Source organism: Microbacterium sp. F01, assembly GCF_056156365.1.
In genome coordinates this window covers 4140935-4156334 of record NZ_CM149592.1, presented here as the reverse complement: position 1 = coordinate 4156334, position 15400 = coordinate 4140935, and the positions used below count along the sequence as shown (strand labels likewise).

The window sequence follows — 15400 nt, the reverse complement described above, 5'->3', positions numbered from 1 at the left end:
ATCAGGTGGCGCGGAGGAGCCGCGAGATGTCGTCCGCCGTTGCCCGCAGGCGATCGAGGATCGGTCCGCGCAGCGAGGCGAGATCATGACGCTGCGTCGACACGGCGATGTTGATCGCAGCGGCGGGCTTCGCGGCATCCCGTCCGAACACGGGCACCGAGACCGAGCGCAAGCCGGCCGCGACCTCCTGGTCCTGCACCGAATAGCCCTGTTCGCGGATGACGGCCAGGCGCTCGCGCAGTTCGTCGAGCGACGTCGCGGCGTTGGGTCCGGCATCCGTCCCGAACTCGTGGGCAGCAAGGGCTGCGGCGAGCTCTGTGTCGCTCAGGTAGGCCAGCAGGAGCTTGCCCATCGAGGTGTAGGCGGCAGGCAGCGTCGACCCGACCTGGATGTTCGCGGTGACGAGGTCGGAGTTGCGCAGGCGTGCGAGGTACAGCACTTGATCGCCGACGAGCACGCCCAGGTTGACGGTCTCGCCGGACTGCTCGGCGAGGTGCCGGAGCGGCTGCTCGCTGAGCTGGACGAGGCTCGATCCGCGCAGGGCGGCCGAGCCCAGCAGCAGCACAGCGACACCAGGACGGATGGCGCCGTCGGCCAGGCGCTCGAGGTAGCCGCCCTCTTCGAGGGTCGCGACCACGCGGAAGGCGGTCGGCATCGGGATGCCCGTGCGCTCGCTGATGTCGCGGAGCTTGAGCGAGGTGACGGACTCGTCGAAGAGCCGCAGGACGTCGAGTCCTTTCGCGAGCGCCTCGATGCGATAGCGGCTCGGCGTCTTGTCGGCGGACTCGCTCGGGGTCTCTTCGGCTTTCATCGTGTGAAACCGTATCTCTCGGTGTGGGGGCGTGCAATCTCAGCCATCGACGCGGAACACGCGCAGCTGCAGGGCGAGGGTGGCGTAGTAGCCGACGAGGGTCGTGAGCTCGAAGACGACGGCTGCGCCGAGGGCGACGGATGCCGTGTTCCACAGCTCGTCGTCGAGGTCGCCGTCGATCAGCTGGACGGTGGTGGCGGCGACGAGCCCTTCGTCGCCCCCGAAGGGCGTGATGTCGCCAGCCCGCAGCGCGGCCAATTCGGCGTCGCCGAGGCCCGCAGCGGCGCCCACGGCTTCGTGCGCCTCGCGCTCGAAGTTGCTGTTCCAGTGAGCCGCGACCAGCAGGATCGCGATCTCGCGTGCCCGATCGCTGAGCGCACCCCGGTAACGGATGGCAGCGCCGACGTCCTGGAGCGCCCCGCCGAGCTCCGGGGCGAGGAGCAGGGCGTTGAAGGGTCCTCGCAGCGAACCGTCCGGCCGGGTCAGGGCGAAGTGCTGCGGCCCCTGGGCGCGCGGCCCGCCGGCGATCGCGCCGTACAGGTCGGCCTGTGCGGGGGAGAGCTCCTCGGGGCGGAGTGGGGGAACGCGGGGCTGCATCTGTCTCCTCCATTTGACGAATCGCTGGGATCAGCCTACATTCAATCAACGAAAGTTACTTTCATCTAATGAACTCGATTGCGAGAGACGTCATGGCAGACACCCTCCACGCCGCGAAGGCCGCATGGCTCGGACTCGAGGGCGCGCGCGTGCTGGTCGCGGGCGCCGGCGGGATCGGCGGAGCGTGCGCCCTCGCGTACGCCCAGGCCGGGGCATCCGTCGCCGTCGTCGACCGCGATCAGCGCGCGCTCGACGCGATCGGCGCGGAGCTCGAGGCCGCGGGTGCGCGACATGCGCTGATCCGGGCCGACCTCACGGAGCACGGCGTGGGGGAGCGGGTCGTGGCCGACGTCGTCGAAGAGCTGGGCGGCCTCGACGTGCTGCTCCATGCCGTCGGCATCAACGACCGGCGTCCGATCCTCGAGTTCACCGAGGACGAGTGGGACCACATCCTGCGGGTCAACCTGTCGTCCCTCTTCGGTCTTGCGCAGGCAGCCGGCCGCCACATGGTCGCGCAGGGTCACGGCCGCGTGCTCGCGCTGTCGAGCGTCTCCGGACTGCTGGCCCACCACTCCCACGGGCCCTACGCGGCCTCGAAGGGCGGGATCAACCAGCTCCTGCGGGTCATGGCGCGCGAGTGGGCCGCGTCGGGTGTCACGGTGAACGCCCTGGCACCGGGCTACATCGAGACGCCGCTCACCGCGGGCGAGCTCGCCAAGCCCGGCAAGCGCAAGGATCTCGAGAGCCTCGTTCCGGCCGGCCGTCTCGGCACCCCGGACGAGCTCACCGGCCCCGCCCTCTTCCTGTCCTCACGACATGCCGGGTTCGTCACCGGCCATGTCATGTACATCGACGGCGGACGCACGCTCGTCTGAGCGCGCTCGACGATTGGAGAACCCGATGACCGACCCCCAGATCTTCCCCCGCTTCGCCGGCAAGACCGTGCTCGTCACCGGCGCCGGCACCGGCTTCGGCGCCGAGATAGCCGTCCGCGCCGCACAGGAGGGCGCGAAGGTCGCCGTCCACTACCGCTCGTCCAAGTCGGGCGCCGAGGCGACCCTCGAGCGCATCCGCGAGGCGGGCAGCAACGGAATCCTGGTGCAGGCCGACATCGGCTCGTGGGACCAGATCAAGCGCATGGCCGACGAGGTGTGGGCCGCGTTCGGCACGCTCGACGTGCTCGTCAACAACGTCGGCGACGTCTCGAGCGAGCAGATGAACTGGGACGAGCTGACCCAGGAGGCTCTCGACGCCGTCATCGACATCGACGTCAAGGGCACGCTCCTCATGACGCACGAGTTCGGCGAGCGGATGCTGGCGCAGGGGCACGGCAGCATCGTGCAGGTCGGTTCGACGGTGGTCGTGCGCGGCTCGGCGCGGGCGCCGCAGTACGCCGCGGCGAAGTACGCGATCCTCGGCATCACCAAGTCCTACGCCAAGGCCTTCGCCCCGGCGGTGCGCGTCAACACCTTCGCCCCCGGGTTCATGGAGACCGAGCGGCTGCTGAACCGCGAGGACTGGAAGAACGGACGCCGCGAGGTGCTGCTGTCGCAGACGCCGATGGGCGTCATCCCGCCGCCCGAGTTCGTCACCGGCGCCTGCCTCTGGCTCGCCACCGACGAGGCGGCGCACCTGACCGGCGGATACATGCTCGCCGACGGCGGCTTCAACATGGTCGGCGCCTGAGCGCCCGCCCGACATCTAGGAGACAAGAACCATGAAGCTCATCACCTTCGACGGCGGACGCGTCGGCCGGCTCGAACTCGAGGAGGGCGTCGTCATCGAACTCGACGTCCCCTCGACCCGCGAGTACTTCGAGCGCGGCGGCGACGTCCGCGAGACCGGCGAGCGCCTCGCGTACGCCGACGTGAAGCTCGAGGCGCCGATCCGCCCCAAGAAGTTCTTCCACACGGCAGGTAACTTCGCTGACCACCACAACGAGCTCGAGGCCGTCAACTGGTCGCACCCGGTGCACAAGGGCATCGTGTTCTTCCAGAACGTCGACGCGATCATCGGCCCCGACGACGACATCGTCTACCCCGACCACCTCACGAAGGAGATGGACTACGAGCTCGAGCTCGCCATCATCATCGGCAAGTCGGGCAAGTTCTTCGGGCCCGACGAGGCCGACGACTACATCGCGGGGTTCACCGTGTTCAACGACATCTCGGCGCGCGACATCCAGCGCAAGGAGATGGAGTCGGGCGTCTTCTCGTTCTCGAAGGCGATCGACACGTTCTGCCCGATCGGACCGTGGATCGTCACGCGCGACGAGGTGCCCGACATGCACGAGCTGCCCATGCAGCTGCGCGTGAACGGCGAGGTGCGCCAGCAGGGCAACACCAACCAGACCCGAATCAAATTCCCGCACCTCGTCGCCTACCACTCGCCGCAGATCTACAGCGCCGGCGACATCATCACGACCGGCACGATCTCGGGCGTCGCGGCGATCCAGGACAACCCGTTCGACTTCTACCTGAAGCCCGGCGACCAGATCGAGGCCGAGATCACCGGCATCGGGACGCTCCGCAACAAGGTCATCAGCTGGGAGGACCGCTACGGCGGGCCCGCCCCGCAGCGGGTCGACTGGTGAGGCTCGCGAACCTCGCCGGTCGGGCGGTCATCGTCACCGGCGACCGCGCGGTCGACGTCGACCAGGCATCAGGCGGGCGTTTCGGCGCCGATCCGCAGGCGCTGTTCGACGACTGGCAGGCGTTCGCGGAGTGGGCGTCGGCGGTTCCGGATGCTGCGGCCGCAGCATCCGTCGCCTTCGAGGCGACCGAACTCGGCGCACCCGTGCCTCGCCCGCGGCAGGTGTTCGCGATCGGGCTGAACTACGCCGAGCACGCCGCGGAGGCCGGATACCCGCCGGACTCGATGCCCGTGACCTTCACGAAGTTCCCGTCGTCGATCGTCGGGCCGGACGCCGTCGTGGAGCTTCCCGAGGGCAACGTCGACTGGGAGGTCGAGCTCGTCGTGGTGATCGGCCGTGAGGCGTACCGCGTCGACCGGGAGCACGCGTGGGATCACGTCGCGGGGCTCACGATCGGCCAGGACCTGTCGGAGCGCGTCACGCAGCTGCAGGGTTCGGCCCCGCAGTTCAGCCTCGGCAAGTCCTTCCCCGGCTTCGGTCCGACAGGGCCGTGGCTCGTGACGCCGGACGAGTTCGCCGATCGCGACGACCTCGCCATCTCGTGCACGCTGTCGGGCGAGGGCATGCAGGCCTCGCGCACGTCGATGATGCTGTACGACGTCCCCGAGCTGCTGATGCGGCTGTCGGCCGTGTGCCCGCTGCTGCCCGGCGACGTCATCTTCTCGGGCACGCCGTCCGGCATCGGCAACCGCCGCACCCCGCCGCGATTCATCGGACCCGACGACGTGCTGGTCAGCGAGATCGAGGGCATCGGCACCCTGACCACGCGGTTCGCCGCCGCTCGCTGACGCCGGATCGACCGTGGCTGCCACCCCCCACGACCTCCGCGTCGAGTACCTCCGTGCCCCGATCGGCGTCGGCACGCGCAACCCGCGCTTCTCGTGGTTCGTCGACCATGCGCGAGTGGCGTGCGAACTCGAGGTGTCGACCGCGGGAAGGGTCGTGTGGGCGAGCGGTGAGATCGTTGCCGCCGATGCCGCACCCGCCGTCTACGCCGGCGAGTCGCTGACCTCGAACACCGCATACGAGTGGCGGGTGCGCAGTCGCGCCCTCAGGGGCGACTGGTCGGACTGGACCGGTTCGACGTTCGAGACGTCGCTGCTGGACGCCTCCGACTGGGTCGCGCCCTGGGTCGAACCCGTTCAGCAGGGGGCGGTGGTCGAGCGGTGGAGCATCGTCGACTGGATCCGCGGACTCGGTCCTGACTCGTCGCCCGAGGAGCGACTGCGTCCCGCGCAGCTGCTGCGCCAGCGGTTCGACGTCGGTCCGGGTGCCGTGCGGGCGCGACTGTTCGCCACCGCCCGCGGCGTGTTCTCCGCGTACGTCAACGGTGAGAGCTCCGACGACCACGTCCTCGCACCGGGCTTCGACAGCTATGAGCATCGTGTCTCGTTCTCGACGGCCGACGTGACGGCGGCCCTCGTCCCGGGGGAGAACGTCCTCGGCGTCGCGCTGGCCGACGGCTGGTGGGCGGGAAGGATCGGCCTCACCGGCTCGAGCGCGCAGTTCGGCACGCGCACGTCGGTGATCTGGCAGCTCCACATCGATTACGCCGACGGCACGACGCAGATCGTCGCGTCGGGCGCTGACGTACGTAGCGACTCCGGGCCGTGGGCGTACGCCGACCTGTTCGTGGGCGAGCGATTCGACCGGCGCGCAGTTCCTCGGGGCTGGGACCGGCCCGGCTTCGACGACGCGGGATGGATGCCGGCGGCCGAGGCCGGCCGCGACCACGCCGCTCTCGTGCCCCTGCGCGGCGAGCCGGTCCGCCGCGTGCTCGAAGTCCGCCCGGTCGCGGTCGTCGAGACGCCCGAGGGGGCCATCGTCGACTTCGGGCAGGTGCTCGTCGGCCGCGTGCGGCTTCGTCTGCGCGTCACGACACCGGGCCAGCGCGTGACGATCGAGCACACCGAGACACTCGCGGCGGATGGCTCGTGGTTCGCGAACATCGCCGGGATCAACAAGGAACAGACCGACGTCTTCGTCGCCGCCGGCGGGCCCGACGAATGGGAGCCGGAGTTCACGTTCCACGGGTTCCGCTACGCGCGCGTCAGCGGCCTGACGACGGAGCTCTCGGCCGACGATGTCGTCGCCGTGGTGCTGGCGAGCGATCTGGAGCAGACCGGGTCGTTCGAGGCATCCGATCCCCGTCTCGATCGTCTGCACCAGAACGTCCTCTGGAGTCAGCGCGGCAACTTCTTGTCGGTGCCCACCGACTGCCCGCAGCGCGAGCGGGCGGGCTGGACCGGCGACATCCAAGCATTCGTCGGAGCCGCGACGAACAACGCGCAGGTGGTGCCGTTCCTCGAGCGGTGGCTCGACAACCTGCGCGCCGATCAGCTGCCGGACGGCCGGATCCCGATCTTCTCGCCGCGCTCGCCGTTCGACGCCGAGGCCGCGGCGAAGGCACAGGGGATCGGCTCGATCGTCGCGGCCGCCGGGTGGAGCGACGCGATCGCCATCGTGCCGTGGACCCTGTACGAGCGCACCGGCGACCGCCGCGTGCTCGAGGAGAACCTCGAGGCGATGCTCCGCTGGATCGGCTACCAGACGGCGACCGCGCGCGCCGAGCTGCCGGCGTCCCTCGCCGGAGTCGCGCTCGATGAGGCGCGTGTCGACGCGCAGGCGCTGCTCTACAACACCGGCTCGCAGTTCGGCGACTGGCTGACCCCGAGCACGATGGAGGGGCGGCCGATACACGAGGCGATCGGCATCGCACCGGCGCTCACCGGGGAGCACCTGGCGCCGATGTTCCAGGCCAACACCCTTACGATCGCGGCGCGCGCCGCGGCGGACCTCGGGCGGGAGACGGATGCTGCGCACCTCACGGAGCGGGCCGCTCAGGTGCGCACGGCCTTCGCGGCGGAGTATGTCGATGCCCACGGGGACCTGCCGGTGCTGCTGCAGGGCGTGTACGTCGTCGCGCTCGCGTTCGACATGATCCCCGCGGAACTGCGCGCCCGCACCGCGGCGCGCCTGGTGGAACTCGTCCGCGAACGCGGCAACCGTCTCGACACCGGGTTCTTGTCGACCCCCTATCTGCTGGACGTGCTGTGCGACTCCGGCTACCCCGACGTCGCCCGCGAGCTGCTGTGGCAGTCGGAGATGCCGTCCTGGCTTTACCAGGTAGACCGCGGCGCCACCACCATCTGGGAGGCGTGGGACGCGATCTCACCGGACGGCCAGGTGCGCGCCACGTCGTTCAACCACTATGCGCCGGGGAGCGTCGACGACTTCCTCTACCGCCGGGTCGCCGGCATCCGCGCCACCTCACCCGGCTACCGCACGGCGGTGATCGAACCCGACTTCCGCGTCGGCCTCGACCACGTGCGCGCACACGTCGGCACGCCTCTCGGCCGGCTCGCCGTGCGGTGGTCGATCACCGGCAGCGCGGCATCCGTCACCGTCGACGTGCCGCACGGCGTAGGCGCCCGACTGGTGACGCCACTCGGCGAGACGGAGCTGACCGCCGGTCGCTCCTCGCACTCGGTTCCTATCGCACGCCCCGCATCAGCTTCAGCACGGGTTTGACCACGGCGAGCAGGGCGAGGCCCAGCACGATCGCGATGCCGCCGAGGATCGTGAAGTACGGGATCTCGTTCTCGGGGTCGTAGAACTGCGCGAGCCAGCCGGCGATCGCGGTGCCGAGCGCGATCGAGAGGAAGTAGAGCGCCACCATCTGGGTGTGGAAGCGCTCGGGCGCGAGCTTCGTCGTCACCGACAGTCCCGGAGGCGAGATGAACAGCTCGGCGATCGTGAAGACGAAGAGGATCATCACGATGGCCATCAGCGGCGTCGAGTTCGGAGCGCCGTTCGCCCAGGGCAGGAACAGCAGGAACGCGACGCCCATGATCATCGCGCCGAGGGAGAACTTCACCGGCGCCGACGGCGCGCGGTCGCCGAGCTTGGTCCAGATCGCGGCGAACACGCCGGAGAGAATGATGACGAAGATCGGGTTGATCGAGTTCACCCACGACACCGGCATCTCCCAGCCGAAGATCGTGCGGTCCAGCTGCTTGTCGGAGTAGATCGTCAGCACGGTGAACTGCTGCTGGTACAACGACCAGAAGCCGACGTTCACGATGAACAGCGGGATGAAGCCGATGACGCGGGAGCGGTCGTCGCCGCTGATCGCGCGCGACGAGATGATGACCGAGAAGTAGGCGATCGCCGCGGCGAGGGTCACGAGGATCACGATGCCCGCGAGGTTGTCGGCCCGGATCACGCCGGTGAGCACCAGCACCACGATCGCCGCCAGCCCGGCGATGCCGATGCCGATCATCATGCCGCGGCGATTCGCGGGGAGCGGGTTCGCGACGACGCGCGACGAGGCCGGCAGCTGCTTTCGGCCGAAGGAGTACTGGGTGAGGCCGATCGCCATGCCGATCGCCGCGGCGCCGAAGCCCCAGTGGAAGCCGACGTTGCTTTGCAGGAAGCCGGTCACGATCGGCCCGAGGAACGCACCGAGGTTGATGCCGAGATAGAACAGCGAGAAGCCGGCGTCGCGTCTCGGGTCCTTCGCGGAGTACAGCGTGCCGACGACGGCTGTCGCGTTGGCCTTCAGACCGCCAGACCCGACGGCGACGAGGATGAGGCCGACGCCCAGGCCCCACACGCTCGGCAGCAGGGCCAGCGCGATGTGCCCGGCCATGATGACCCAGGCACTGTAGAAGAGGACGCGCTCCGAGCCGAGCAGCCGGTCGGCCACCCACGCGCCGAGGATCGTCGAGAGGTACACGGTGCCGCCGTAGGCGCCGACGATGCCGGTCGCCGTCGCCTCGGGAATCCCCAAGCCCCCGTCGGCGACGGAGTAGTACATGTAGATGAGCAGGATGCCCTGCATGCCGTAGAAGCTGAACCGCTCCCACATCTCCACGCCGAAGATGTGCGCGAGGGCCCACGGCTGCCCGAAGAACCGGGTGTCGTGGTCGGCGCCGTCGCCCGGAGCGGTCGTTCCTGCCGCGTCTGTGCCGCTCGTCGCGGCGACCGTGCCCGTGCGTGTGGCGTCCGCCGCGGCCGTGGCGCCGTCGGGCGGGCCTACCGGGACCTGCTCGGGCCTGCGCTCGCCCCCTGTCGCGTCGTCCCCCTGAAAGCCCTGATCCCGCCCGTCCATGCGCCTGCTCCCGTCGCCCCCGGTAGAGGTCAGGGTAGCGACGGGGCGCGCGGGCGCGATAGACCCCGGTGCGCGCACCCTAGTCTGAGCGGGGGCTCACAGAACGGCGCGCACATGCGGATCGGCATCATCGGCGGCGGTGCCGCCGGACTCGCGGCCGCATGGCTGCTCGAGCAGGATCACGACGTCACCCTTTTCGAGAAGGACGACCGGCTCGGCGGCCACGCGCACACGATCGACATCGAGGTCGACGGCCGGCCGCTGCGCGTCGACGCCGGCTTCCAGTTCTTCGCCCGCAACGCCGCGTACGCGACGTTCAACCGGCTGCTCGACGAGCTCGACGTGCCGCGCACGACGTACCCGGCGACGCTCACGGTCTCGCGCCTCGACGGCACCCGGCCGGTGGCGATGCCGCCCTTCCGGCGCGGCCGGCCGGTGTGGTCGTCGCTCACGCCGCGCGCGATCATCCACCTGGTGCGGTTCCGGGCGTTCCTGTCGCGCCTTCCGGCGTTCCTCGCCGAGTACGACACGACGGTGACGATCGCCGAGTACGTGGAACGCGAGCGCCTCCCGAAGGCGTTCGTCGACGACTTCCTCTTCCCCCTGCTGCTCGCGTTCTGGTGCGTCGACCTCGCGGACTTCCGCCGGTTCGCCGCCTACAACGCGCTGTACTACCTGGGGGCGAACCTCCCGCGCGGGCTGACGCCGCCCGCGCAGAGCGAGATCCCCGGCGGACTCCGCGTCTACGTCGACGCCCTCGTCGCCTCGCTCGAGCGGGCGCGGCTGCGCACCGGGGCGGCCGTCGAGTCCGTCACGCGGGGTGCCGACGGCGCGCTGGTCGTCGAGGTAGCCGGCGCGCAGCATCCGTTCGACCATCTCGTCTTCGCGTGCGACGCGCGCACGGCGCACGACCTGCTCGCGCCGCTGCCGGAGTTCGCGGAGGTCACTGCGCAGCTCGCGCGGTTCGGGTACTTCGACACGACGATCGCGATCCACGGCGACCGGCGGCTGATGCCGCGCGACAGGCGGGCGTGGTCGGTCGTGAACGTGCGGACGGATGCTGCGCACAGCTCGCTGTCGATCTGGAACCCGTCGCGCGGGGTCGACGTCTTCAAGAGCTGGGTGACCTACGACAACGAGCTTCCGCAGCCGCTCTACGCGACGGCGACCTACCGGCACGGGCTCATCGACACCGAGTACTTCGACGCGCAGCGGCGGCTCCGCCTGCTGCAGGGACTGCACGGCGTCTCGCTCGCGGGGCTGTACACCGCCGACGCCGACTCGCACGAGAGCGCGATCCGCTCGGCGGTCGCCGTCGCCGAGCGGCTGGCTCCGGATTCGGCGAGGCTCGCGCGACTGCGCGGCTGAGCCTGCGCTCGCCCGGGTGGCCGAGAGCTGGTTCCTCAGTTGAGGACCAGCGCCGAGCCGAGGAGGCTTCGGGCGGGTTCGCTCAGCAGCTCGGCTCAGGTCCTCAATTGAGGACGAGGCGCTGCCCCTCAGCTGAGGAGCGGCGCTCGCGAATCACTCGGGGAGGGACGGGTGCCGCTCCTGGGGCGCGTGATGGCGCGGGATGAACAGCGCGACCAGGAGCGCGACCAGCGCCGCGGCTCCGCCGAGCAGGAACGAGATGTGGAACGCCTCCGGCTCCGGCACCGGCACGCCGTCGACCTCGACCGCGAAGGTCGCGAGCACCGCGCCGACCACGGCCGCCGCCGTGCTGGTGCCGAGCGAGCGGAAGAGGGCGTTGAGGCCGTTCGACGCGCCCGTCTCGGACTGCGGCACCGAGCGCATGATGAGCATCGGCATCGCCGCGTAGCCGAAGCCGATGCCGAACCCGATCCCGATGTTCGCCACGAGGATCTGCCACACCTCGCTCGCGAACAGGAGGGTGAACCCGTACGTGACGACGAGCGCGATGGCGCCGACGACGAGGAGCAGCTTGGGGCCGACCGTGCGCGCGAGCTGCCCCGAGAAGGGGGAGAGCACCATCATCACGAGGCCCGCCGGCATCACGATGAGGCTCGCGGCCACGAGCGACAGGCCGAACCCGCCTGCCGCGGTCGGCAGTTCGAGCATCTGCGGGTAGATCACGTTCGACGCGAACAGCGAGAAGCCGAACGCGATCGAGGCGAGGTTGGTGAGCAGCACGGGGCGCCGCGCCGCGACACGGAGGTCGAGCAGCGGGTCGGCGATGCGCAGCTCGTACCAGCCCCACAGCAGCAGCACGGCGAGGCCGCCGAGACCGCAGGCGAGCACGACGGGGGAGGTCCAGCCCCACTCGTTGCCGCGCGACACCGCGAGCAGCACCCCCACGAGGCCGACCGCGAGACCGGCCGCGCCGACGTAGTCGAACTTGCCACCCGTGCGCAGGGCGCTCACCGGCACGATCCACAGCACGAGCGCGAACACGACCGCGCCGAGCGCCGCCGACACCCAGAACAGCACGTGCCAATCGCTGCGCTCGGTGATGAACGCGCTGACGGGCAGCCCGAGCGCGCCGCCCACGCCGAGCGTCGCGCTGATGAGGGCGATGGCCGAGTCGACCCGATCCTCGTGCAGCACGTCGCGGAGGATCGAGATGCCGAGCGGGATCACGCCGGTCACGGCGCCCTGCAGCGTGCGTCCCACGATCACGCCGACGATGCCGGTGGATGCTGCGGCGATGACGGATCCCGCGACCAGCAACGCGAGCAGCACGAGCACGATGCGGCGCTTCCCGTACATGTCGCCGAGGCGCCCGGCGATGGGCGTCATCACGGCCGCCGCGAGGAGGGTCGACGTGACGACCCACGCGGTGTCGTCTCGGCTCGCGTCCAGGAGCTCCGGGAGCTTCGACTGGATCGGCACGACCAGCGTGAACATGAACGACGACGCGAGCCCCGCGATCGCCAGCACCGCCACGATGGCGCCTTGGCGAGGCATCCGGGTGAGTCTTCTTCTCGCGTCCTCGTCACCCGTGCCCATCAGTTCAGGCTATCGGGGCTCTGAGCACCGGGCTCCGCGGGTGCAGACTGAGGGCATGGCCGAGATCGCGACGCCGCCGGGCATCGACATCCGCTTCCTCGACACCGTCGAGGAGGTCCACCGCGCGTCGGCGGTGCTCGCCGACGTGTGGGGCGGTGACCGTGGCGGCATGCCGCCGAACCTGCTGCGCGCGCTCGCCCACGCCGGCAGCTACGCGGTCGGCCTCTATGACGAGGACCGCATGGTCGGGGCATCCGTCGCGTTCTTCGCGGAGCCCGCGGCGCGCTCGATGCACAGCCACATCACCGGGGTGCTGCCCGACCACCAGTCGCAGGGACTCGGCCGCGTGCTCAAGCGCCACCAGCAGGAGTGGGCGCTCGCGCGCGGCGTCGGCCACATCACCTGGACCTTCGACCCGCTCGTGGCCCGCAACGCCCACTTCAATCTGCGCGTGCTCGGCACCCGGGTCACCGAGTACCTCGTGAACCACTACGGACCCATGGACGACGGCGTCAACCGCGGCGACGAGACCGACCGCATTATGGTGTCGTGGGCGCTCGCCGCCCCGCCCGTGCCCACTCCCGACGACGAGCGCGTGGTCGCGTCGGTCGAGATCCCGCACGACATCGAGACCCTCCGCCGGGAGACACCGGTGGATGCTGCGGTCTGGCGCGCGCACGTGCGCGATCAGCTCGTCGGACACCTGGCCGAAGGCCTCGTCATCGGCGGCTTCGACGACGCGCGCGGGTACCTGCTCGTGCGCCCCTGACGGCGTTCGGCGGAATCCTGCCATTGTGCGGGATCTCCCCGCAGGGGACGGATGCCGCGCCCCTACGCTGACCGCATGCCCGAGTATCGCGCCCACTTCGACTTCGACATCCGCTTCGCCAACGGCGGCGGCCTCGCCGGCACGGGGTTCCGGCTGGACCTTCCGGGTGCCGAGGCCACCGAGGACGAGATCGCTCGCCTCCTGATCGCGCACCTCGGACTGGCGCTGGTCGACGAGGTGGAGCTGCGCGGTCTCCGCATCGTCGAGGAACCGCACCGTGGCAGCAGGGGAGTGGATGCGGCGTCCCCGGCGACCGGCGGGACGCGTGTGGTCGACCTCAGCCACCCGATTCGTGCCGGGCTCGTGACCTACCCCGGCCTTCCTGCCCCGACCATCACGCCGCACCTCACCCGCGCGGACTCGCGCGCCCGCTACGCTCCCGGCACCGAGTTCGCGATGGACGTCATCCACATGATCGGCAACACCGGCACGTACCTCGACTCGCCGTTCCACCGCTACGCCGACGGCCTCGACCTGGCCGGCCTCGACCTGTCGTCGCTCGTAGGCCTCCGCGCCGAGGTGTTCCACCTCGAGGATGCGTGGGATGCCTCGCGCCGCGGCATCCGTTCATCCACGCTCGCCGATCGTGACGTGCGCGGCGCGGCCGTCCTGCTGCACACCGGGTGGGACCGCTGGTTCGGGCAGCCGGAGTACGGGGTCGGGGCGCCGTTCCTGACGGGCGAGGGCGCGCAGTGGCTCATCGACGCCGGGGCGGCGCTCGTCGGCATCGACTCGGTGAACATCGACGACACCGAGTCGGGCGGCGAGCGGCCGGCGCACTCGCTGTTGCTGGGCGCCGGTGTTCACGTCGTCGAGCACCTCACGAACCTCGGTGCGCTGCCGCCGCGCGGCGCGCGGTTCACCGCCGCACCGCCCGCCGTCGAGAGCTTCGGCACGTTCCCCGTGCGCGCCTTCGCCGAGCTCCCCGCCTGACTTCGCGATTCCAGGGAATGTCGGAACCCCGGCGTACCGTGACGGACAGGTAGACAGACGGACGTATCAGCGCACACGCCCGCCGCTCTTCTCAAGCGAACCAAGGAGAAGAAGCAATGCGCGAGCACATCGAGACCCTGATCGTCGCCATGAGCGACGCGCTGCGGGGAACGGCGCACCACGCGGCGCCGGCAGAACCGCGGCGCCGGCGGCCGCGGGTCGCACGGTCCACGTACGTCCCCGTCCTCCGAGACGGCTCGACCGCGCGCTTCGCGCACTGACCGCCTCGCTCCGTCGCCGGCCCGGCGTACGCTGAGCGCATGCCCATCGCCCGGCCGGCAGCATCCGTCACCCTCGAAGGGTTCGAGCTGCACGTGCTGCACCTGCCGCTCGTCGCTCCGTTCACCACGTCGTTCGGCACCGAGTCGGTGCGCGAGGTCATCGTCGTCCGGGCGCTCACCGCCGACGGCGACGGCTGGGGCGAGGTCGTCACGCAGGCCGATCCGCTGTACTCGAGCGAGTACACGCAGGGCGCGTGGGACGTCGCGCTCCGCTTCCTCGCGCCGGCGCTCCTCGACCGGCAGCGCCTCGCGCCGGAGGAGGTCGCACACACCCTCGAGCCGTTCAAGGGGCACCGCATGGCCAAGGCCGGACTCGAGCTCGCCGTGCTCGACGCCGCCCTCCGCGCCGAGGGCCGCAGCTTCGCCGAGTACGCAGGGGCGGTGCGCGACCGCGTGCCGAGCGGGGTGTCGGTGGGCATCCAGCGCGACCCCGCCGCGCTCGTCGAGACCGTGCGCGGCTACCTCGACGAGGGCTACGTGCGCATCAAGATCAAGATCAAGCCCGGTCGCGACGTCGGCGACACGGCCGCCGTTCGCGACGCCTTCGGCGCGATCCCCCTGCAGGTCGATGCGAACTCCGCCTTCACGATGGCGGATGCCGACACCCTCGCCGAGCTCGACCGCTTCGACCTGCTCCTCATCGAGCAGCCGCTGCAGGAAGACGACCTCGTCGACCACGCCACGCTCGCCAAGCGCCTGCGCACGCCGGTGTGCCTGGACGAGTCGATCGTGTCCGACAAGGCGGCGGCCGACGCGCTCGCGCTGGGCTCGGCATCCGTCATCAACATCAAGGCGGGCCGGATCGGCGGGTACCTCGAGGCGGTCAAGATCCACGACCGGTGCCTCGCGGCCGGCGTGCCGGTGTGGTGCGGCGGCATGCTCGAGACCGGCATCGGCCGCGCAGCCAACGCGGCGCTTGCGGCGCTTCCCGGCTTCACGCTGCCCGGCGACGTGTCGGCCTCGAGCCGCTTCTACACGCGCGACATCGTCACCGAGCCGGCCGTGCTCGAAGACGGGCACGTGCGCGTGCCGATCGGCCACGGGCTCGGCGTCGACATCGACCCCGTCGCGCTCGAGGACTTCACCGTCGCGCGCGAGACCCTCACTCGGTAGTCCGCCATGACCGTCGTCGTGCCGCCGCGCGTTCGGAATTCAGGAT

General features: G+C 70.5%; 14 protein-coding genes. 10 read left to right on the top strand and 4 right to left on the bottom strand.

Translation table 11 applies throughout. From position 1 onward, the window contains the following. Position 1: 1 nt before the first annotated feature. Positions 2-811, bottom strand: a complete 810-nt coding sequence (locus tag ACVN90_RS19005; protein ID WP_475099761.1) for an IclR family transcriptional regulator — start codon at positions 809-811, stop codon at positions 2-4. Positions 812-850: 39 nt separating this feature from the next. Further along, the gene (locus tag ACVN90_RS19000; protein WP_475099760.1) at positions 851-1408 is read right to left on the bottom strand and encodes a carboxymuconolactone decarboxylase family protein; all 558 of its coding nucleotides are present in this window, start codon (positions 1406-1408) and stop codon (positions 851-853) included. Positions 1409-1500: 92 nt separating this feature from the next. Between ACVN90_RS19000 and ACVN90_RS18995 the strand changes: the two genes are divergently transcribed. Genes ACVN90_RS18995 through ACVN90_RS18975 form a run of 5 tightly spaced genes read left to right on the top strand, consistent with a single transcriptional unit; the run spans position 1501 to position 7592 of the window. Continuing rightward, complete coding sequence (locus tag ACVN90_RS18995) at positions 1501-2283, top strand: SDR family NAD(P)-dependent oxidoreductase (protein ID WP_475099759.1); 783 nt, start codon at positions 1501-1503, stop codon at positions 2281-2283. Positions 2284-2308: 25 nt separating this feature from the next. Beyond that, the gene (locus tag ACVN90_RS18990) at positions 2309-3094 is read left to right on the top strand and encodes an SDR family NAD(P)-dependent oxidoreductase (protein WP_475099758.1); all 786 of its coding nucleotides are present in this window, start codon (positions 2309-2311) and stop codon (positions 3092-3094) included. Between the two features lie 31 nt (positions 3095-3125). Then, positions 3126-4001 (top strand): fumarylacetoacetate hydrolase family protein, encoded by an 876-nt coding sequence (locus ACVN90_RS18985; RefSeq protein ID WP_475099757.1) that lies wholly within the window; start codon positions 3126-3128, stop codon positions 3999-4001. Beyond that, entirely contained in the window at positions 3998-4849 is an 852-nt protein-coding gene (locus ACVN90_RS18980; RefSeq protein ID WP_475099756.1) for a fumarylacetoacetate hydrolase family protein, read from the top strand. Before ACVN90_RS18985 ends, ACVN90_RS18980 begins: the two co-directional genes overlap by 4 nt. Positions 4850-4862: 13 nt before the next feature. Continuing rightward, entirely contained in the window at positions 4863-7592 is a 2730-nt protein-coding gene (locus ACVN90_RS18975; RefSeq protein WP_475099755.1) for a family 78 glycoside hydrolase catalytic domain, read from the top strand. Here ACVN90_RS18975 and ACVN90_RS18970 read toward each other — a convergent pair. Then, entirely contained in the window at positions 7555-9174 is a 1620-nt protein-coding gene (locus ACVN90_RS18970) for a peptide MFS transporter (RefSeq protein ID WP_475099754.1), read from the bottom strand. The two genes, ACVN90_RS18975 and ACVN90_RS18970, sit on opposite strands and share 38 nt — an antisense overlap. 114 nt (positions 9175-9288) lie before the next feature. Between ACVN90_RS18970 and ACVN90_RS18965 the strand changes: the two genes are divergently transcribed. Continuing rightward, a complete protein-coding gene (locus tag ACVN90_RS18965) occupies positions 9289-10542 on the top strand; it encodes an FAD-dependent oxidoreductase (protein WP_475099753.1) in 1254 nt (417 codons plus the stop codon). A 153-nt stretch (positions 10543-10695) separates the two neighbouring features. Here the strand turns inward: ACVN90_RS18965 and ACVN90_RS18960 are convergent, their stop codons facing one another. Beyond that, entirely contained in the window at positions 10696-12096 is a 1401-nt protein-coding gene (locus ACVN90_RS18960) for an MFS transporter (protein WP_475099752.1), read from the bottom strand. 97 nt (positions 12097-12193) lie between these two features. Between ACVN90_RS18960 and ACVN90_RS18955 the strand changes: the two genes are divergently transcribed. The 4 genes from ACVN90_RS18955 to menC all read left to right on the top strand — a co-directional run bounded on the left by ACVN90_RS18955 (position 12194) and on the right by menC (position 15354). Beyond that, positions 12194-12907, top strand: coding sequence for a GNAT family N-acetyltransferase (locus tag ACVN90_RS18955; RefSeq protein WP_475099751.1), 714 nt, complete (start codon positions 12194-12196; stop codon positions 12905-12907). Positions 12908-12982: 75 nt separating this feature from the next. Then, positions 12983-13900 (top strand): cyclase family protein, encoded by a 918-nt coding sequence (locus ACVN90_RS18950; RefSeq protein WP_475099750.1) that lies wholly within the window; start codon positions 12983-12985, stop codon positions 13898-13900. A 116-nt stretch (positions 13901-14016) separates the two neighbouring features. Next, positions 14017-14181, top strand: a complete 165-nt coding sequence (locus ACVN90_RS18945; protein ID WP_475099749.1) for a hypothetical protein — start codon at positions 14017-14019, stop codon at positions 14179-14181. A gap of 39 nt (positions 14182-14220) precedes the next feature. After that, complete coding sequence (menC, locus tag ACVN90_RS18940) at positions 14221-15354, top strand: o-succinylbenzoate synthase (protein ID WP_475099748.1); 1134 nt, start codon at positions 14221-14223, stop codon at positions 15352-15354. Positions 15355-15400 lie beyond the last annotated feature (46 nt).

Bases quoted from the DNA above. Each gene is read 5' to 3' on its own strand.
- ACVN90_RS18960 (WP_475099752.1), bottom strand. From the start codon at position 12,096: ATGCCTCGCCAAGGCGCCATCGTGGCGGTGCTGGCGATCGCGGGGCTC.
- ACVN90_RS18970 (WP_475099754.1), bottom strand. From the start codon at position 9,174: ATGGACGGGCGGGATCAGGGCTTTCAGGGGGACGACGCGACAGGGGGC.
- ACVN90_RS19000 (WP_475099760.1), bottom strand. From the start codon at position 1,408: ATGCAGCCCCGCGTTCCCCCACTCCGCCCCGAGGAGCTCTCCCCCGCA.
- ACVN90_RS18965 (WP_475099753.1), top strand. From the start codon at position 9,289: ATGCGGATCGGCATCATCGGCGGCGGTGCCGCCGGACTCGCGGCCGCA.
- ACVN90_RS18950 (WP_475099750.1), top strand. From the start codon at position 12,983: ATGCCCGAGTATCGCGCCCACTTCGACTTCGACATCCGCTTCGCCAAC.
- ACVN90_RS18985 (WP_475099757.1), top strand. From the start codon at position 3,126: ATGAAGCTCATCACCTTCGACGGCGGACGCGTCGGCCGGCTCGAACTC.
- ACVN90_RS18995 (WP_475099759.1), top strand. From the start codon at position 1,501: ATGGCAGACACCCTCCACGCCGCGAAGGCCGCATGGCTCGGACTCGAG.
- ACVN90_RS18990 (WP_475099758.1), top strand. From the start codon at position 2,309: ATGACCGACCCCCAGATCTTCCCCCGCTTCGCCGGCAAGACCGTGCTC.
- ACVN90_RS19005 (WP_475099761.1), bottom strand. From the start codon at position 811: ATGAAAGCCGAAGAGACCCCGAGCGAGTCCGCCGACAAGACGCCGAGC.
- ACVN90_RS18955 (WP_475099751.1), top strand. From the start codon at position 12,194: ATGGCCGAGATCGCGACGCCGCCGGGCATCGACATCCGCTTCCTCGAC.
- menC (WP_475099748.1), top strand. From the start codon at position 14,221: ATGCCCATCGCCCGGCCGGCAGCATCCGTCACCCTCGAAGGGTTCGAG.
- ACVN90_RS18945 (WP_475099749.1), top strand. From the start codon at position 14,017: ATGCGCGAGCACATCGAGACCCTGATCGTCGCCATGAGCGACGCGCTG.